The organism is Salmonella sp. 32070601201500089SM (assembly GCF_017573605.1).
Lineage (GTDB): Bacteria > Pseudomonadota > Gammaproteobacteria > Enterobacterales > Enterobacteriaceae > Salmonella > Salmonella enterica.
In genome coordinates this window covers 444,541-464,100 of record NZ_JAGETK010000001.1, presented here as the reverse complement: position 1 = coordinate 464,100, position 19,560 = coordinate 444,541, and the positions used below count along the sequence as shown (strand labels likewise).

Genomic DNA, 19,560 nt, shown 5'->3' with positions numbered 1-19,560 from the left:
TTAACGAATCTCAATCATAGCGCGACCGCCGCGGGCCTCGACCAGTTCGCCAATCGCGGTCAGATCGATACCAAATTCCGCCGCGGTGGCTTTAACATCGTCTTCGGCGTCCGGCGTTACCGCCAACAGCAGACCGCCTGACGTTTGCGGATCGCACAGCAGGCTACGAACTTCACGCGACATGTCGCCCATCAGATGACCATAGCTGGCGAAGTTGCGCTCTGTGCCGCCCGGTACGGCGCCCAGAGCAATATACTCTTCCACGCCCGGCAGTTTAGGGATGTCCTGATAGCAAAGCAGCGCCTGCACGCCTGCGCCCTGGCACATCTCGCTCAGGTGCCCCAGCAGGCCAAAACCGGTAACGTCAGTCATAGCTTTTACGCCGTCGATATTGGCAAACGCCGCGCCAGCAACGTTCATCCGACACATGACTTCCGTCGCCAGCCCCTGATGTTCAGGTTTAAGCAGCGATTTTTTCTCGGCGGTGGTCAACACGCCAATCCCCAACGGTTTGGTCAGAAAGAGTTTGCATCCCGCCTGCGCGGTACTGTTTTTCTTCACCCGTTCGGTCGGCACTACGCCTGTGACCGCGAGACCAAAGATCGGCTCCGGGGCGTCAATAGAGTGTCCGCCCGCCAGCGCGATACCAGCCTGACGGCAGGCAAAGCGCCCCCCCTCGGTCACTTCACGCGCAATATCGGGCGACAGGGTGTTAATCGGCCAGCCAAGGATCGCGATCGCCATAATCGGTTTGCCGCCCATCGCAAAAATATCGCTGATGGCGTTTGTTGCCGCAATGCGGCCAAAATCAAACGGGTTGTCGACTATCGGCATAAAGAAGTCGGTGGTGCTGATGATACTGGTGCCATTACCCAGATCGTAAACCGCCGCATCATCGCGGGTTTCATTACCCACCAGCAGGTTCGGGTCGACGAACTTCGCCTGCTCGCTATGCAGGATAGTCTCCAGCACTTTAGGGGAAATTTTACAACCGCAACCAGCGCCGTGGCTGTATTGCGTTAAACGAATGGCTTGCTCGCTCATGGACATCTCCTGTCATTGCATTCGCGCTATGGTAGCGCTCATTCCCTGATGTGGTAAGTATCACTGTCTGAATTACCGCGCCTTTGCTCAGAATCCAGACAGTTTTATCCCTCAGCGTCAGAAATAACGCACAAACGGCGTGGGGTCGGGGGTACTGATCGTCGTTGACGCTTTGAGCTGCGGCGTGCCGAGATAGAGAAAACCAACAATTTTATCCTGCGGGCGGCACTCAAAGGCTTCCCGCACAATAGCGCTCTCCGTTAATGCGCCGCTACGCCAGATACCATTAAACCCTTGCGCAATCGCCGCCATTTGCATCGCCATCACCGCGCATCCGGCAGACATCTCCTGTTCCCACACCGGAACCTTATGGTTTTCTTCGCATTTCGCCACCACGGTAATAATCAGCGGTGCGCGAAACGGCGCATTACGCGCTTTTTCGATCGCTTTCTCATCGCCCCCGTCAGCGACAGCGCCTTGTTCAAGTACGGCGCTGAAGCGGTCGCGCCCCTCTCCTTCAATCACAAAAAAACGCCATGGCTGTAGAGATTTATGATCGGGAACACGCATTCCCGCCCGCAGAATGTTCTGTAATTGCTCTCCGACAGGCGCCGGTTCTGCGAGACGAGAGGCGCTACGACGGTTGACCAGCAGTTCTAGTGCATCCATTTGATTAACTCCAGCAATGATATTTATTCACAAAATTAACACGGGAGCGGATTTTGTTACAGCGCAGGCAGTGATTCCTGCTGACAACTGCCTGATGGGTCATTACGATAGCCACATCTTAATGCTTTATCCTCACCAAGGTACAAGCGTTGTTACTCAGATAGGGAGAATACATGCGAACCCTGTGGCGATTTATTGCCGGATTTTTTAAATGGACGTGGCGAGTGTTGAACTTCGTCCGTGAAATGGTACTCAACCTGTTCTTTATTTTTCTGGTCCTGGTGGGCGTTGGGATCTGGATGCAGATCGGTAACGGCAGCAACAGTGAGCAAACCGCGCGCGGCGCTCTGCTGCTGGATATTTCCGGCGTCATTGTGGATAAACCCTCCACCAATCATCGTCTGGGCGCGCTGGGTCGCCAGTTATTTGGCGCCAGCTCCGACCGTCTGCAGGAAAACTCCCTGTTTGACATCGTCAACGCTATTCGTCAGGCGAAAGATGACCGTAATATCACGGGTATCGTTCTGGATCTGAAAAACTTCACCGGCGCCGATCAGCCATCAATGCGCTATATCGGTAAAGCGCTGCGCGAATTCCGCGACAGCGGCAAACCGGTTTTCGCCGTGGGTGAAAACTACAGCCAGGGTCAGTATTATCTCGCCAGTTTCGCTAATAAAATTTGGCTTTCCCCACAGGGTCAGGTAGATCTTCACGGCTTCGCTACGAATGGCCTGTACTACAAAACGCTGCTGGATAAGCTGAAAGTCTCTACCCACGTTTTCCGGGTCGGCACCTATAAATCCGCCGTCGAGCCGTTTATCCGCGACGATATGTCGCCCGCCGCCCGCGAGGCCGACAGCCGCTGGATAGGCGAACTGTGGCAGAACTACCTGCATACCGTTTCCGCCAATCGCCAGATTTCGCCGCAACAACTCTTCCCCGGCGCGCAGGCTATTATCGACGGGTTAACTAGCGTGGGCGGCGACACCGCCAAATATGCGCTCGACCATAAACTGGTGGACGCCCTCGCCTCCAGCGCAGATGTTGAAAAAGCGCTGACGAAGCAGTTTGGCTGGAGCAAAACCGAAAATAACTATCGCGCGATCAGCTATTACGATTATTCGCTGAAAACGCCTGCGGATACCGGCGGTACTATTGCGGTTATTTTCGCCAATGGCGCGATTATGGATGGCGAAGAAACGCCAGGGAATGTCGGCGGCGACACTACGGCATCGCAGATCCGCGACGCACGCCTTGATCCTAAAGTGAAAGCGATTGTGCTGCGCGTCAATAGCCCAGGCGGTAGCGTCAACGCCTCCGAAGTTATCCGCGCCGAACTGGCGGCGGCAAAAGCGGCTGGCAAACCGGTGGTGGTCTCAATGGGCGGCATGGCGGCCTCCGGCGGTTACTGGATCTCTACGCCGGCAAACTATATCGTGGCCAGCCCCAGCACGCTGACGGGTTCAATTGGCATCTTCGGCGTCATCAATACGGTAGAAAACAGCCTGTCGTCGATTGGCGTACACAGCGACGGCGTTTCCACCTCGCCGTTGGCGGATATTTCGATGACCAAAGCGCTGTCACCGGAAGTGCAGCAGATGATGCAACTCAGTATTGAGTACGGCTACAAACGCTTTATCACACTGGTGGCAGACGCGCGTAAGCGTACGCCGGAGCAGATTGATAAAATCGCGCAAGGCCATGTCTGGACCGGAGAAGACGCGAAAGCCAATGGTCTGGTGGACAGTCTCGGCGACTTTGACGACGCCGTCGCCAAAGCGGCGGAGCTGGCGAAACTGAAACAGTGGCATCTTGATTACTATCAGGACGAACCGACGGTCCTTGATATGGTCATGGACAGTATGACCGGATCAGTACGCGCCATGCTGCCGGAGACCATTCAGGCGATGCTCCCGGCGCCGCTCGTTTCCGCCGCCAACACGGTGAAGGCCGAGGGGGATAAACTGGCGGCATTTAACGATCCGCAAAACCGTTATGCGTTCTGTTTGACTTGCGCGAACGTTCGCTAATGCTTCATCAATAGCCATACCGGATGGCGGCGTCTGCTCATAGCCGCCATCCGATAATCATTAATACGTCCTTCGCGACACGACTGAACATTATCATGCAAAAGAAATCAATTTACGTTGCCTATACCGGCGGTACTATCGGTATGCAGCGCTCAGATAAAGGGTATATCCCGGTGTCCGGGCACCTTCAGCGCCAGCTGGCGCTGATGCCGGAATTCCACCGCCCGGAGATGCCGGATTTTACCATCCATGAATATGCCCCGCTGATGGATTCATCAGATATGACGCCGGAAGACTGGCAGCATATCGCTGCAGATATCAAAGCGCACTACGATGAGTATGACGGTTTTGTTATTCTGCACGGCACCGACACGATGGCGTTTACCGCATCGGCGCTCTCTTTCATGCTGGAAAATCTGGGTAAACCGGTTATTGTGACAGGGTCACAAATTCCGCTGGCTGAGCTGCGCTCCGACGGGCAAATTAATTTGCTGAATGCGCTTTATGTCGCCGCCAACTACCCTATTAATGAAGTAACGCTGTTTTTTAATAATCGTCTGTTCCGCGGTAATCGCACGACCAAAGCCCATGCGGATGGGTTTGACGCTTTTGCCTCTCCCAATCTGCCGCCCTTGCTGGAAGCAGGAATTCACATTCGCCGTTTAAATACGCCTCCCGCGCCCTACGGTTCTGGTGAATTAATCGTTCACCCTATTACGCCGCAGCCGATAGGCGTAGTAACGATTTATCCGGGGATTTCCGCCGAGGTAGTACGTAACTTTCTGCGTCAGCCGGTAAAAGCGCTGATTCTGCGCTCTTATGGCGTAGGCAACGCGCCGCAAAATAAAGCGTTTTTACAGGAGCTGAAAGAGGCCAGTTCGCGCGGCATCGTGGTGGTTAACCTGACGCAATGCATGTCAGGGCGAGTCAATATGGGCGGGTACGCTACCGGTAATGCGCTGGCGCACGCTGGCGTGATTGGCGGTGCCGATATGACCGTCGAAGCCACCTTAACCAAACTGCATTATTTGTTAAGCCAGGGTCTGGACACTCAGGCGATTCGTAGCGCGATGGCGCAAAACTTGCGTGGTGAATTGACGCCGGATGATTAAAAAATCCCGACGACAAGGAGAAGATAATGACAAACCGGGCCTTATTACTGGTCGACTTGCAAAATGACTTTTGCGCCGGCGGCGCGCTGGCTGTAGCGGAAGGCGACAGCACCATCGACATCGCCAACGCTCTTATTGACTGGTGCCAGCCCCGGCAGATTCCGGTGCTGGCCAGTCAGGACTGGCATCCCGCGCAGCATGGCAGCTTCGCCAGCCAGCATCAGGCGGAACCCTATAGTCAGGGAAAGCTGGACGGGCTGCCGCAAACGCTCTGGCCGGATCACTGCGTTCAACATACCGACGGCGCGGCGTTACATCCCCTGCTTAACCAACATGCGATTGACGCCTGCATCTATAAGGGTGAAAACCCGCTGATTGATAGCTACAGCGCGTTTTTTGACAACGAACATCGGCAGAAAACTACCCTTGATACCTGGCTTCGCGAGCATGACGTTACCGAGCTTATCGTGATGGGGTTGGCGACCGATTACTGCGTAAAATTTACGGTGCTGGATGCGCTAGAGTTGGGCTATGCCGTTAACGTTATCACCGATGGCTGTCGCGGCGTGAATATTCACCCGCAGGATAGCGCACACGCGTTTATGGAGATGGCGGCGGCAGGCGCGACGCTGTATACGCTGGCAGACTGGGAAGAGACGCAGGGCCAGGCTGTCGCCAGGTAGCGGAGCAGGTATCGTATCCGGTCAATACATCACGCAACGGTGAGACCATTGCATAGATCTTTGGGCCGGATACGTCACGTCAGCGCCGCTACCAGGCAAAGCTCAACGCAGGCTGGAGAGCGCTTCTAACGAAACTCTTCTCGTTTCAATGCCAAAACAAAATAATATCAGCGCGCACGCCGCCAGCAGCATACCCAGCACAACAAAAACGGTGACAGATCCATAGCGGGTCAATAAAACCGCCACGCCGTAGGGGGTAAAGACAGCGACGATCCGCCCTACCGCATTCACAAAACCCGATCCACGTAGTCTAAGGTGCGTAGGCCATAATTCGGGAACGTAAACCGCCGAGGCGAAGCAGACGTACATATACAGAAAGGAAATCATGACTAGTCCATAAACCAGAATGGCCCATTCCTCAGTCTGTATTGAGTAAAAATATCCTACTACCGCAATAACGATAAGCAACAGCGAACCAAATAACCGTCTGGGGAAATGATCAATAATGAGCGCGGCGATAAATATGCCCACCGGCGCGCCAATCATAATGATGGCGGTCATGAAAATGGATTTTGTAACATCAATTCCTGAATTAACAAAAATTGTCGGGATCCATACCGTAATGGTATAAAGCGAAATGTTCATCGCAATCAATACAGTGATCGCCACTAACGTGCGCCGCAACATTTGTCCTTTGAATAGGAGCCAGAATGTACCGTTTTCAAAGCGCGATTCCGTGGATTTATTGCTTTCCTGATGCGGCGGCAAAACAATACTTTTTTCTTTTTCTATTTGCGATTCAATCATGAGAAGCTGCTGTTCAGCCTCGCGTTGCCGCCCTTTACCTGCTAACCACCTGGGCGATTCGATAAAGTACTTCCCCGAAAGAGACCACGCCAGCAGCATCCCTATCCCACCAAGAAGAAACATCATCCGCCAGCTTAAAAACGCAATGACCACTACGCCAATTCCCGCAGACAGCATCGGTGACCAGTTCCCTACAAAAGAGAGACGCGCGGACCATTTTCCTCGTACAATGGGAGGGATAAACTCGGTAAAAGAAGCATATCCAACCATAATCAATGCTCCCATGCCTGTCCCCATCAGACAACGAAAGAAAATCAGCCAGTACATATTGGGAACAAATGCGGCAGCCGTTGCGGAGATGCCCACAAGCAACAAATTAATGCGAAACGCTTTTCGACGCCCCAGGTAATCCCCAATAAAACCGCCGGTAAGCGAACCAATAAAATAGCCAAGCATCAGTGCCGATGTGAACGCGGCATTAAGATAATTATTCGACCAGCCATTGTTTATCAATTTGGCCAGAACCACATTTCCTGAGTAACTCAAAAACCCCGTTAATAGCAGGCCAAAACTAATTATTCCAAAAATACGAAAATGAAACCGGGATAAAGGTAAGCGTTCTAGTCTGGCGCCGATATGATCATTGTCTTCCATCTGGATGGCCTCTAACGCAGCAAAATAATAAATTATTGTCTCGCGGCAAAGGGGTATTTGCCGCACTTGCTATCATCTGCCGTTTTTTTTGGCATAGTCCAGGCGAAAACAATCCAGGCAAGGATAATCTATCGATTAATAGACAAGCTGGATATTATTTTTATCGCAAAATGCGATCCATTCATCACCTGGCGTTTTATTCGTTATCAGGTAATGGATATGACTAAAATCGACCAACCGCACGAACGCTTTGCGATCAAATTTTGAATGGTCCACCAATAACGCCACCTCTGTGGCCTGGCGAATCATCGTTTTTTTGATTTCAGCTTCCGCCTCGTTAGAATCAAGCGCCCCGCTCGCCATATCCAGCCCTTTACAACTCATTACCATAATATCAACATGATAACGGCTGATTATTTCTTTAGTGATACGCCCCTGCAGCGATAGCGTATTTTTATTTAACTCACCGCCCGTAGAAACAAGATTAATGTCCGATTGCGCCAGTTCATGGAAAGCTTCCGCTGAATTAGTTAACAAAGTAAGATCGTTTCGGTCTTTCAGCAGTTTTAGCAATTCCATTACCGTACTGCTGGAGTCGGCGGCCATCGTTGTTTTGTTTTTAATAAACGGAAGCGTATTACGGGCTATAATTTGCTTCTCTTCATAGAACGATTTTGCACGCTTATAAAAATGGATATTGTCAGCCAGCACCGCCGAATTTAATACCGCACCGCCATAAGTTCGAGTCAAAAAGCCTTCATCTTCGAGTTTTTCCAGATCGCGTCGAATTGTCTCTTCGGTTACCTGAAAAATTGAACTCAAGTTAGAGACTGTTACTTTTTTATCATTAGCGACCATTTGTTTGATCGCCTGAATCCTGTCTTTCGCCGCCACGATTACACCTCTGTTTTCGACGTCATGATAAACGTTGAGTATCTCACAGACTATGTTTACTTTCAAAATAAGCCGTTTGAATAACAGATTTTATCTGCATTTCGCCAAAAAAGAGGTGTAATGTATTGCTTATGGATTGTCCAGCGCTTCCGCCATTTGTCTCATCAATAACGCATCGTCATCCGTTAAGGTGATGGACAGCGCAGCGATATTCTCTCGTACCTGCTCCGGCGACGTGGCGCCGCTCAGTATCGAAATCAGTTCGCTTTGTCGCAATATCCACGCCAGCGCCAGCGTCGGGACGGCGCAATGGTATTTGTCGCACAATGGCTGCCACTGCTCCAGCATATCAATAACCCGCAACATATTCTCACGCTGGAACCAGAGTTTATTCGCTCGCGCCCCGCCGGGAACATAGTCACGGGTAATGGTGCCGGTTAACAATCCCTGCTCCAGTGGCGAATAAACCTGTACCACGATGCCGTGCTCGCGGCATAGAGGCAGCAGCTCCGTTTCCAGCGCCCGGTCAAGAATGCTGTATTTCGCCTGTATGATGTCCAGCTCGCCATGTTTAAGGTATTCGCGGATATGGCTGACATCTACATTCGCCGCCCCGATAGAACGGATTTTCCCCTCTGCTTTCAGCTCATTGAGCACGCCAACGGTTTCTGCAATCGGCGTAAAAAACGGCGGTACCGACTGCCAGTGGGTCATATAGATATCGATATAATCAATCCCTAGTCGCTGGAGACTGGCATCGACTTCTTTACGAATAGAGTCCGGAGAAAGATTTTTATAAAGCTGGCGATCGCCGACTTTATTGAACAGGCTCCCTTCCCGCTCCCAGACGATCCCGCATTTGGTCTCCACCACCACCTCGTTACGCGGTAATTTTTTCAGCGCCTGGCCGACAATCACTTCGCTATTGCCAAAGTTATAGCCCGGCGCCGTATCAATCAGGTTAATACCGCAACGGTGCGCCTCAACGATAGTATCGATGCAGACCTGCATATCGAGGTTGCCATTCCATGCCGGACCGCCGCCGATAGCCCAGGTGCCGAGTCCCATACGGGAAAGCGCTATATCTGTATTACCTAAAGGTATCATTTTCATCTGCCGCTATTACCCTTCGTATTCATTCAGGAGTTGTTCCACTAGCATTCTGTTTTTCACGCCCGTTGTGGCGCCCACGCTGAGTACCGATATCGCGGCCGTCGCATTGGCGAACCGTGCGCATTCACGCAGCGTTTTTCCCTCCAGCAGCGCGGTGATAAATCCCGATGCAAAATTATCGCCGGCGCCAATAGTGTCGATGGCGGTAATGCCTGCCACCGCAGGCACCTCCATTTTTATATCGGCGCTTTTGATAAAGCAGCCTTTCTTGCCAGTTTTAATCACCACTGTTTTTACGCCACATTGCAAAAAACAATCGGCAATATCATCCAGCGTCTCTTTCCCGGTCAGTTTTTTGGCTTCATCAATATTAGGAAACAGATAATCGACAAAACTTAGCGCTTCGCGAATATCGTCCAGAGTTTCATTCAGCCGCGGTTTGATCATGTCAGCGCAGATAACCAGTTGATGCGCTTTCGCCTGCGTAAAAATAGCCGTTAATGCTTTGCCATCCAGCAGCGGGCTGTTAAAGATACTTGCCAGTGATAACAGCCTGACCTGAGAAAAACGGTCAAAATCGACATCGTTAATATTTAGCTTCCACAGACTGCCTTTACGGTTAGTGACAAAGGTGCGCTCACCATCATCAGTCACCAGCCCAACATTAATTGAGGTATCAATATCAGCATCCTGCTTCAGGCTCTGAATATCGATATTCTCCTTCCGACAGTGGTCGAGAATAAAATATCCTGCCGCATCGTCGCCAACGCGACTCATTAGCGCAGTGCGATGCCCGAGACGCGAAATAATCGTGGCTTCATTAATCGCATCTCCCCCTGTGGTCATGGCAATTCGTTCTAATGGATACGAATCGACATCAAAGATATTTTTACTAACCGGTTGCAAAGGAATGTCGACAATGGCCGCCCCTATGCAAAGAACTTCGATTTCGTCCATATCATCATTCCGCTTTACCATCTGAACCGAACAGTTTGATTTTTTCCAGCGCGCGGGCTTTTACCGCTTTGCGTACTTCGCGTTCCAGATGCAGGAACGGCTGATCCTGATTCTCTTTTACCGCTACCATCGCGGCCTGACACAGTTCGGTGTGGATATTGATTTTCGAGATGCCCAGCGAAATGGCTTTTTTGATATCCGCGTCGCTAATACCGGAAGCGCCGTGTAACACTAGCGGTACGGAAACTGCCTGGCGCACGCGCTCCACGACCTCAAAATTCAGTTTTGGTTCAGAGGTGTACACGCCATGCTGGTTGCCGATGGCGACCGCCAGCGAGTCACAACCGGTGCGCGCTACAAATTCCGCCGCCTGATCCGGGTCGGTATAGTGATACCCCGCCAACGCCTCTTCATACACCGTTTCGTTCCCTACGTGCCCTAACTCCGCCTCTACCGGAATACCCAGCGGATGAAAGAAATCAACGGCTTCTTTGGTCAGGCGAATATTTTCTTCAAAGTCAAAGGATGAAGCGTCACGCATCAGCGAGTTCATGCCGTGCGTCCAGGCATTATGGATAATGTCCATGCTACGTCCATGATCCCAGTGGGTAATTACCGGCACAGAGGCTTTTTTAGCCATGGAAACCATCATATGAGAGAAGTCTTCAAATGAAGTATTGCCCACAAATCCGGTACCAAAGGAGATAATAACCGGCGAATTTGCCTCTTCCGCCGCATCAATCACTCCCATCAACATTTCCGCATTCCACACGTTAAAGTGCGCAATCGCGTAATGTTTATTTTGTGCATCATTTTCCCAATATTTTATATCTGCCAACATCGCTGTTTCTCCCGTTTTTTATTAATCGCAAACTTTAATAACGCCTTTAATAATGTCGCGTTTGTTATTCACCGATTCTTCAAATGCACGTTGCACGTCTTTGTAATCGTAAATATGCGTCACCATTGATTTCACATCGAAACGCCCGGAGGAGATGGCATCAATAGTCACCGGATAGCGGTTGGCATAGCGGAATACCGTCTGGATGGAGACTTCACGGTTAATTTTGAGGAAATTAATCGCTGAATCTCCCGCGACAGTGCCAACAATCATGATCTTCCCGCCGCGCATGACCAGATACGGCGCTTGCTGAGTTGTGACGGCGGAACCGGCGGTTTCAAACACAATATCGGCGCCCATATCGTCGGTGAACTGCTGGCAGCGCGCGACAGTATCTTCTTTCGCCCCATTGATAACGGTTGTCGCTCCCAGTCGTTCAGCCATTGCCGGCCGTTTTTCCAGCACATCCACTACCGCGATATTGGTCGCCCCCAGACACTTACACGCTTGCAGGGTCATTAAACCAATGCAGCCCGCGCCGAGAATGACGATTTTCTTACCCGGTTTAACATCCGCCAGCATTGCCGCGTGCATTCCAACAGCAGCAGGTTCCACCAGCGCACCTTCCATAGTGTCCATATTGTCCGGAAGCTTGTACGTAAAACTTTCCGGATGGCACAGATAGTGCGTTAAGGCCCCGCGATAATTCGGCTGCGTCGCCATAAAATCAACATCCGGACAAATATTGTATTTTCCTTCCAGACAATAGCGGCAGTGGCCGCACGGCACGCCCGGCTCGATATTAACCCGATCGCCTGGCTTAAATTTGCTTACCCGATTGCCGACCGCAATGACCGTTCCGGCACACTCATGCCCTAGGCCAATTTCCTGATTTGGATCCTTCGGCGGAATGAATGGCCCGGATTCAAAACCGTGAACATCTGAACCGCAAATACCGACATATTCCACTTTGATCAGCACTTCGTTATCTTTTGGCACCGGAATATCCGCTGCGATAATTTTCATGGTGCCCGGCGTTTTTAATATCGCTTTTGAATTTTTCATTTTTATTCCTTTATTTACTCGTGACCTTATCAATGCCCAGACTTTCGACCGAAACACCCTTGGTCTCGATTCCGATAGTCGCTATTGCGACGGCGACGATAATCGAGACAGCGCCCAGCAGGACGAAAACGCCCGTCACGCCATAACCGTTGAGTAATACCGCCACCGCATAGGGGGCAGCGATACCGCTGATTCTGCCGACAGCGTTCGCCAGGCCGGAACCGCGAAGTTTCGCTTCTGTTGGCCAGATCTCCGGCACATAGACCGCCGAGGCATAACAGACATACATATAGACAAAGGTAATCAGGAAAAAGCCAATTAAGGTGATGAGCAACATGCTGGTTTGCAGCGAATAAATATATCCCAGCACGGCAATCAGAATTAATAAACCGACACCCATGGTTTTGCGCGGAATTTTATCCATTACCAGCATAGCGATAAATATGCCAAACGGTGCGCCGAACATACTCATGGTATTTAAAACGATCGAATCTTTGAGGTTGATGCCCTGTGTCATAAAGATGGTGGGCAGCCAGTTAATTAACGTGTATTGCACAACGTTCATGGCAATCAGCACGCAGGAACCCAAAATAACGCGTTTCAGTAATACGCCAGTGAGCAACGCTGAATACGGTACGGAACGCGGCGGCTTGCCGCTGCTTTCAATAACAACCGGCGGCAGCGGTTTTCCTGTCTGACGTTCGATGCCTGCTTCAATGGCCTGCATAACCTTTTCGGCTTCCTGATAACGCCCGCGCGATTCCAGCCAGCGGGGAGATTCAGGGAAGTATCGCCAGGCAAGCGCGGTAGCAATCAGCGACAGTACAGCCGGGATCAGTAACTGCACGCGCCAGTTCCATTCCGCGCTAATTAGCGGCGTCAGCCCCATTGCAATCAGGGAACACAATGGATATGACCAGTTGCCAATAAACGAAACGCGACTCGACCAGGTTCCCCGGTTTCTGCCGGGCATGTACTCGGTAAATCCGGCGAACAGCGTGACCAGTAATGCCCCTAATCCCACGCCCATCACAAAACGACAGGCAATCAGGAACATCATATTCGGTGAAAATGCGCCCACGACCATCGAGGCAATGTGAATCGCTTCATACAGAATAAAGGCGTTCCTGCGTCCGGTTTTATCGCCGATAATGCCGCCCACCAGCGCGCCGAGAAACATCCCCGCCGTGGTAATGGCGGAGAAGGTGGCTGTCGTGGAATTATCGGTCCAGCCTAACTCCTTGAGCTGGGCAAGAATTAATCCGCCGACGGCATTACTCCAGCAAACAAGCAGACCAAAGGCGACGACGGCAAACATTGATGAATGCCAGCGGCAATCCGGCAGGCGATCCAGCCGGGCGCCGCAGTGCGGTTTTGTTATCTGTTCCATGCGATAACGTTCCTTTAGCAGAAGGGTTATTCATCAAAGTCGTAGGTCATGATCACTTTAATGGCTGTCTTATCGACCATTGCGTCAAAGCCTTCGCGCCACTGAGAAAGACCGATACGATGGGTGATCATCGGTTTTACTTTGATAGCGCCGCTGGCAAGCAGGCGAATCGCATTGCGCCAGGATGTGGAGTCATAGGCCATATGCCCAATGATGCTTTTGTTCCAGGAAGTAATGTCGTTAATGGAGAAATCGAGCGGCTTAAACCCCATACCGACGCGAACCACTTCACCATTTGGCCGCAGCATGTCGATGGCCTGTTTAAGCGCAATGTTGGCACCGGAGCATTCGATCACCAGACCGAGGTTGTCTTTGCCGCAAATCTCCTGGCAGCGTGCGACGACATCTTCCGTGGAGCCGTTAACAAACGCCGTCGCGCCGAGTTCTTTGGCCACAGGGAAACGGACAGGAACATCCTCATCCAGGCCAACCACCACGATATTTACCGCCCCCATAATGCGGGCCATTTGGACCGAAAACAGACCTAACGGACCGGTGCCGATGACTACCACGTCCTGGCCGGGTAAAAATTTGGATTGCTGGGCGATAGATTTATAGGCGTTGCAGATAGGGTCCAGTACTGCGGCTTCCTCGTAATCCACGCCTTCCGGGATCTCCCACAGGGCATGGCGATGGATTTTCAGGATTTCTCCCGGAACCAGGCAGTATTTGGAAAATCCACCGCCCCAGGTGTTGTTATCCAGACCCAGATTCACTTTTTCTGTACAACACAGAAAATCGCCTTGTTCACAGGCAGGGCAAACGCCGCAAACGTGTCCGCTGTTGTCAGAAACCACGCGCTGGCCGACTTTCCAGTCTTTCACTTTTTCGCCCACCCGCGCGATACGTCCGGCGAATTCATGACCGCGAACGGAGTTAAATTCGTCGGACCCGCTGTCAACGTTATAGTGCTTCATATCCGCGCCGCAGATCGCCGCCGCTTTGATTTCGATAATCACGTCTTCCGGACCGCATACCGGCTCCGGGACATCAATCATTTTGTAGCCGCCAAAGGCCTTGCCAAATCTCGCCAGTGCTTTCATTGCATCTTCCTTTGTGTTTGGTGTGCATCAATGCTCATCATACTTAACCATAAAATCTTTAAGGTCAACGATAAATCTTTAAAACACAGATAATGATCTGTATTTACCAACCAAGATCACAAACTCAACGAAACAAACGGCGATAAAACCAAAAAGATGGAAGCCGTATCGCGAAAGACGGCGTGAACGCCTGCGCAGGTTTCCATGGATGAAGACGCTAATCTGCTGCGGTTATTTTTTCGTCACTCCATTCTGTGGCGTGTTTCTGTTTTAGATGTCGAAGAGGATCGTTAAAGAAGCCCGCGCGGTGTTTATTAAACCGGCGCAGAAGATTGTCGACAAATATGGTCTCGATGGGATCGATCTTGACTGGGAATATTCGTTTAACGTCGCATTTAAAAGCGCTTCGTCAGCTAATGGGCCCCAAAAATGGGTCACCCTCGTCGTCGGCGCGAATGCGGAAAGTCCGAAAAGCTGGCTGGACGTGAAAGCTATAGCCCCGTAGCTCGATTTTATCAATCTGATGACTTACGACATGGCCCTATGGCACACAGTATTTCAATGCCAATCCGTATGACTCAAACGCTGGCCTACTGCTGCCGCCGCAGTCAGTGAAGTCTGCCGGGGGAAGGCGCTGTTTGCCCTCTCTTATGAAAATCCGCGCCCGGTGGCGATCAACGCGGACCAGATTAAAAAGCGCGGGCTGGCTGGCGCAAGTTCTGGGAATAGGCCGCCGATGACAATAATCAGTTAGCGAAACAGTTGGCGGACTCGCTGTACATTAAGCGTTAATGGGTAAAAATATGGCGGGCCTGTGCCTGGCAGCAATGAGCAGGCCCGGTAAGCACAACGCATTGGCAATGAAACCGCCGGATGGCGGCTACCTCTTATCCGGCTGCCGTTACTGCATTTTCAATGTCGCAATCGGCTTTGACGTAATACCGAAATCCGCTTTGAGCTGCTGCTTGCTTTTCATCACCATCTGACCGTGAGTATCGATCGTCATATGTTGCGCTTCGGTATTGTGCCGCGCCTGCCATAGCATCACCAGTTGCAGGCTGTTTTCTTTCTGTTCCGGCGTCAACGCCACGCCATCCGGCCACTTACCCAGCTCAACGGCGGTGGATAAACGTTGATACACTTCCGGCGTCATGCTGTTAATGATCTCATCAAGATTCATGATGTGTCCGCTCCTGTGGAATAATTTGCTGAATCGTTTTTTCAGCCTTTCAGTTGATCGCCGTTTTTCTCGTCAGAAAAGGCCAGCGAGGCCGAGTTAACGCAATAGCGCTCACCGGTTGGCTGCGGCCCGTCCGGGAAAACGTGTCCGAGATGCGCATCGCAGTTACCGCAACGAATTTCGACACGCTGCATTCCATGAGAAAAATCGTCTATGTAACGAATCGCCTCTTCGCTGACAGGCTGGTAAAAGCTAGGCCAGCCGCAGCCTGAATCGTATTTGGTGTGGGAGTGAAAAAGCGGCGTATCACAGACCAGGCAGTGATAACCCCCATCGCGTTTATTATGTAGCAGGCGTCCGGTAAATGGCGGTTCTGTGCCACGATCCTGCGTCACATAGAATTGCATTTCGGACAATTTTTTCTTGAGTTCTTCTGCTGAAGGTTGGTTAGCCATTTGCTCACATCTCACTTTAAACGTGCTCACATTGCCTGACCGATTCTAACAAAACATTAACACCTCAGTACCAACTTTTGTCCTAAACTTGATCATTGCGAAATGGCGGCTCACGAATCGTGACTGATGTCACATTATTATCTCGGTTGCCCTTTAAAATTCGAGGCGGCGCCCCCATGTGGTTTCAAGCCGAAAGGAAGAGTGAGGCGAATCAGCCGCGCAAAGGTTGTGCAGAGGATTGATTTGTCGCAATGATTGACACGATTCCGCTTGACGCTGCGTAAGGTTTTTGTAATTTTACAGGCAACCTTTTATTCACTAACAAATAGCTGGTGGAATATATGACTATCAAAGTAGGTATCAACGGTTTTGGCCGTATCGGTCGCATTGTTTTCCGTGCTGCTCAGAAACGTTCTGACATCGAGATCGTTGCAATCAACGACCTGTTAGACGCAGAGTACATGGCATACATGTTGAAATATGACTCCACTCACGGCCGTTTCGACGGTACTGTTGAAGTGAAAGACGGTCATCTGATCGTTAACGGTAAAAAAATCCGTGTTACCGCTGAACGCGATCCGGCTAACCTGAAATGGGACGAAGTTGGTGTTGACGTAGTGGCTGAAGCTACCGGTATCTTCCTGACTGACGAAACCGCGCGTAAACACATCACCGCTGGCGCGAAAAAAGTGGTTCTGACGGGTCCGTCTAAAGACAACACCCCAATGTTTGTTAAAGGCGCTAACTTTGACAAATACGAAGGCCAGGACATCGTTTCCAACGCTTCCTGCACCACCAACTGCCTGGCGCCGCTGGCTAAAGTTATCAACGACAACTTCGGCATCATCGAAGGTCTGATGACTACTGTTCACGCGACTACCGCAACCCAGAAAACCGTTGACGGCCCGTCTCACAAAGACTGGCGCGGCGGCCGCGGCGCATCTCAGAACATCATCCCGTCCTCTACTGGCGCTGCTAAAGCGGTAGGTAAAGTACTGCCTGAACTGAATGGCAAACTGACCGGTATGGCGTTCCGTGTTCCTACTCCGAACGTATCCGTTGTTGACCTGACCGTTCGTCTGGAAAAAGCGGCTACCTACGAGCAGATCAAAGCTGCTGTTAAAGCTGCTGCCGAAGGCGAAATGAAAGGCGTTCTGGGTTACACCGAAGACGACGTTGTATCTACCGATTTCAACGGCGAAGTATGCACTTCCGTGTTCGATGCTAAAGCAGGCATCGCGCTGAACGACAACTTCGTGAAACTGGTCTCCTGGTACGATAACGAAACCGGTTACTCCAACAAAGTACTGGACCTGATTGCTCACATCTCCAAATAAGTTGAGATGACACAGTCATTGGTAAGAGCGACTCAGGTCGCTCTTTTTTTTGCTTAAAGATATACCCGTCATACTTCAAGTTGCAGGTGTGTTGGCTATGCTTTCTCACCCGAATCACTGACGGAAGTCGAACTTATCGGGATGAATCAGGGATGTCCATGTCCCTGGCCGGAGATGACCTACGGTTGTTCAAGTTCGTTCCCGATGAATTTGTCGTTCACTTGCCGCGTTACTCGGCCTGCGGCCTCGTCTCTACGGGCCAGCGCAAGCACTGGTCAAGGCACAAGCGCCTTGTCATGCAACTCGAATTATTTAGGGTTAAGAGGATTGCGTAATGATTAATAAAATTTTTGCCCTCCCGGTTATCGAACAGCTTACCCCTGTCCTTTCCCGTCGTCAGCTTGATGACCTGGATCTGATCGTCGTTGACCATCCGCAGGTTAAAGCCTCTTTTGCATTACAGGGCGCGCACCTTCTCTCCTGGAAACCCGTTGGCGAGGAAGAGGTATTGTGGCTCAGTAATAATACGCCTTTCAAAACCGGCGTGGCGCTACGCGGCGGCGTACCGATCTGCTGGCCCTGGTTTGGACCTGCGGCCCAACAGGGTCTGCCGTCACACGGCTTTGCGCGTAATCTACCGTGGGCGCTAAAAGCGCATAATGAAGATGATAATGGCGTAATGCTGACATTTGAGCTGCAAAGCAGTGAGGCCACCCGGAAATACTGGCCGCACGATTTCACGCTGCTGGCACGTTTTAAAGTGGGCAAAACCTGTGAAATTGAACTGGAAGCGCATGGCGAGTTTGCAACCACATCCGCGCTCCACAGCTATTTTAACGTTGGCGACATCGCCAACGTTAAGGTCAGCGGACTCGGCGATCGGTTTATTGATAAAGTTAACGACGCTAAAGAAGGTGTCCTGGCCGGCGGTATACAAACCTTTCCGGACCGTACCGATCGCGTTTACCTCAATCCTGAAGCATGTAGCGTGATCCACGATGCGACATTAAACCGCACGATTGATGTGGTCCACCACCATCACCTTAACGTCGTAGGCTGGAACCCTGGCCCGGCGTTGTCCGTCAGCATGGGCGACATGCCGGATGACGGCTATAAAACGTTTGTCTGCGTTGAAACGGTTTACGCTACTGCGCCGCAACAAGCCATAGAAGAAAAACCCTCTCGTCTGGCGCAGACTATCTGCGTCGCTAAACGCTAAAAGTGAATGGATAACGGCGTTACTATAGGATCTGAAAGGCGTCAGCCGCCATCAGGCATGACCTGCCGGATGGCGGCGCTTACACATTTTATCCGGCGTCACACCATATCCAACGCGGTTTTCCCTTTTGGCGCAGGCCAGGCGTTGTCCAGTAAGGCAAGTTCGTTTGCTGACAAGGCGATCTCAAGCGCCGCCGCATTTTGCTTCACGTGTTCTGTACTTCCGGCTTTCGGGATCGCCATCACGCCCGGATGCGCAATCACCCACGTCAGTAAGATTTGCGCCGCCGTAGCGTTATGCGCTTGCGCAATTTCATTCACCACCGGATGATTCAGTAAACCGCTACGTAACCGGCCAGCCTGCGCCAGCGGGCTATAGGCCATCACTGGCATTCGCTGTTGTTGACACCACGGCAATAAATCATACTCAATACCGCGTGACGCCAGATGATAGAGCACCTGATTTGTCGCGCATTGCTGTCCCCCAGGGATGCGCCACAGCGCCTGCATATCGTCATAATCAAGATTAGAGACTCCCCAACGGCGAATTTTCTCCTGCGCGATTAGCCGCTCCATACCTTCAACGGTCTCTTCGAATGAAAAGCTTCCGGCCCAGTGCAATAGATAGAGATCGAGATAATCTGTTTTCAGACGACGCAGGCTTTCTTCACAGGCGGCAACTATCTTCTGACCGCCAGCGTTCCACGGGTACACTTTTGACACCAGAAATGCCTCATCGCGTCGCCCTGCTAACGCCTCGCCCACGACCTTTTCCGCCCCGCCGTCGGCATACATTTCCGCTGTATCAATAAGGCGTAACCCCAAATCCAGCCCCGCGCGCAACGCCGAAACCTCGCGCTGACGTTGATCCGCGCGCTCGCCCATATACCATGTTCCCTGTCCGATAGCAGGAAGCGTCACCTGCCCGCAAAACGTTACGTTTTTCACTGATTTCATTCCTTTTCAAGGTCACTCGACGGTAAAACAATACAGGACTCTTAGACCCTA

18 protein-coding genes and 1 pseudogene are annotated in these 19,560 nt (G+C 51.4%); 6 read left to right on the top strand and 13 right to left on the bottom strand.

Features of this window, described 5'->3' with window-relative positions; genetic code table 11:
• Positions 1-1,044 carry a selenide, water dikinase SelD gene (gene selD / locus J4728_RS02280; protein WP_208211050.1) on the bottom strand — a complete coding sequence of 348 codons (1,044 nt, stop codon included), beginning with the start codon at positions 1,042-1,044 and terminating at the stop codon, positions 1-3.
• 117 nt (positions 1,045-1,161) lie between these two features.
• Positions 1,162-1,713, bottom strand: a complete 552-nt coding sequence (locus tag J4728_RS02275) for an NAD(P)H nitroreductase (protein WP_208211048.1) — start codon at positions 1,711-1,713, stop codon at positions 1,162-1,164.
• Positions 1,714-1,886: 173 nt separating this feature from the next.
• Between J4728_RS02275 and sppA the strand changes: the two genes are divergently transcribed.
• The 3 genes from sppA to pncA all read left to right on the top strand — a co-directional run bounded on the left by sppA (position 1,887) and on the right by pncA (position 5,538).
• Positions 1,887-3,743: a signal peptide peptidase SppA gene (gene sppA / locus J4728_RS02270; protein WP_001259871.1), complete on the top strand. Its 1,857-nt coding sequence runs from the start codon at positions 1,887-1,889 to the stop codon at positions 3,741-3,743.
• Between the two features lie 95 nt (positions 3,744-3,838).
• Positions 3,839-4,855 (top strand): asparaginase, encoded by a 1,017-nt coding sequence (ansA, locus tag J4728_RS02265; protein ID WP_001170134.1) that lies wholly within the window; start codon positions 3,839-3,841, stop codon positions 4,853-4,855.
• A 26-nt stretch (positions 4,856-4,881) separates the two neighbouring features.
• Positions 4,882-5,538: a bifunctional nicotinamidase/pyrazinamidase gene (gene pncA / locus J4728_RS02260; RefSeq protein WP_000184707.1), complete on the top strand. Its 657-nt coding sequence runs from the start codon at positions 4,882-4,884 to the stop codon at positions 5,536-5,538.
• Between the two features lie 102 nt (positions 5,539-5,640).
• On the opposite strand, the gene J4728_RS02255 is transcribed toward pncA, so the two are convergent.
• From J4728_RS02255 to J4728_RS02220, 8 genes are all read right to left on the bottom strand, one after another.
• A complete protein-coding gene (locus J4728_RS02255; protein WP_208211046.1) occupies positions 5,641-6,999 on the bottom strand; it encodes an MFS transporter in 1,359 nt (452 codons plus the stop codon).
• Between the two features lie 135 nt (positions 7,000-7,134).
• Positions 7,135-7,893: a DeoR/GlpR family DNA-binding transcription regulator gene (locus J4728_RS02250; RefSeq protein WP_000719104.1), complete on the bottom strand. Its 759-nt coding sequence runs from the start codon at positions 7,891-7,893 to the stop codon at positions 7,135-7,137.
• A 129-nt stretch (positions 7,894-8,022) separates the two neighbouring features.
• The gene (locus J4728_RS02245) at positions 8,023-9,006 is read right to left on the bottom strand and encodes an aldo/keto reductase (protein WP_079834902.1); all 984 of its coding nucleotides are present in this window, start codon (positions 9,004-9,006) and stop codon (positions 8,023-8,025) included.
• Between the two features lie 9 nt (positions 9,007-9,015).
• Positions 9,016-9,963: a sugar kinase gene (locus J4728_RS02240; protein ID WP_208211045.1), complete on the bottom strand. Its 948-nt coding sequence runs from the start codon at positions 9,961-9,963 to the stop codon at positions 9,016-9,018.
• Positions 9,964-9,967: 4 nt separating this feature from the next.
• Entirely contained in the window at positions 9,968-10,804 is an 837-nt protein-coding gene (locus J4728_RS02235) for a ketose-bisphosphate aldolase (protein WP_000878870.1), read from the bottom strand.
• A gap of 21 nt (positions 10,805-10,825) precedes the next feature.
• On the bottom strand, positions 10,826-11,869 hold the full coding sequence (locus J4728_RS02230) for an NAD(P)-dependent alcohol dehydrogenase (protein WP_208211043.1): 1,044 nt from the start codon (positions 11,867-11,869) through the stop codon (positions 10,826-10,828).
• Between the two features lie 10 nt (positions 11,870-11,879).
• Entirely contained in the window at positions 11,880-13,259 is a 1,380-nt protein-coding gene (locus J4728_RS02225) for an MFS transporter (RefSeq protein WP_000435326.1), read from the bottom strand.
• 26 nt (positions 13,260-13,285) lie between these two features.
• A complete protein-coding gene (locus tag J4728_RS02220) occupies positions 13,286-14,362 on the bottom strand; it encodes a zinc-binding dehydrogenase (RefSeq protein WP_000645183.1) in 1,077 nt (358 codons plus the stop codon).
• A gap of 295 nt (positions 14,363-14,657) precedes the next feature.
• Here J4728_RS02220 and J4728_RS23785 point away from each other — a divergent pair.
• Positions 14,658-15,154: pseudogene (locus tag J4728_RS23785) on the top strand (glycosyl hydrolase family 18 protein); the annotation flags it as partial.
• 109 nt (positions 15,155-15,263) lie between these two features.
• Here J4728_RS23785 and J4728_RS02210 read toward each other — a convergent pair.
• Positions 15,264-15,542: a YeaC family protein gene (locus J4728_RS02210; protein ID WP_001046864.1), complete on the bottom strand. Its 279-nt coding sequence runs from the start codon at positions 15,540-15,542 to the stop codon at positions 15,264-15,266.
• Between the two features lie 41 nt (positions 15,543-15,583).
• Complete coding sequence (gene msrB, locus J4728_RS02205; protein WP_208211041.1) at positions 15,584-15,997, bottom strand: peptide-methionine (R)-S-oxide reductase MsrB; 414 nt, start codon at positions 15,995-15,997, stop codon at positions 15,584-15,586.
• Positions 15,998-16,338: 341 nt separating this feature from the next.
• Between msrB and gapA the strand changes: the two genes are divergently transcribed.
• Positions 16,339-17,334, top strand: coding sequence for a glyceraldehyde-3-phosphate dehydrogenase (gapA, locus tag J4728_RS02200; protein ID WP_000153505.1), 996 nt, complete (start codon positions 16,339-16,341; stop codon positions 17,332-17,334).
• Positions 17,335-17,668: 334 nt separating this feature from the next.
• Positions 17,669-18,553 carry a D-hexose-6-phosphate mutarotase gene (locus tag J4728_RS02195; RefSeq protein ID WP_208211039.1) on the top strand — a complete coding sequence of 295 codons (885 nt, stop codon included), beginning with the start codon at positions 17,669-17,671 and terminating at the stop codon, positions 18,551-18,553.
• A gap of 98 nt (positions 18,554-18,651) precedes the next feature.
• Here the strand turns inward: J4728_RS02195 and J4728_RS02190 are convergent, their stop codons facing one another.
• Positions 18,652-19,509, bottom strand: a complete 858-nt coding sequence (locus J4728_RS02190; protein WP_208211036.1) for an aldo/keto reductase — start codon at positions 19,507-19,509, stop codon at positions 18,652-18,654.
• Positions 19,510-19,560 lie beyond the last annotated feature (51 nt).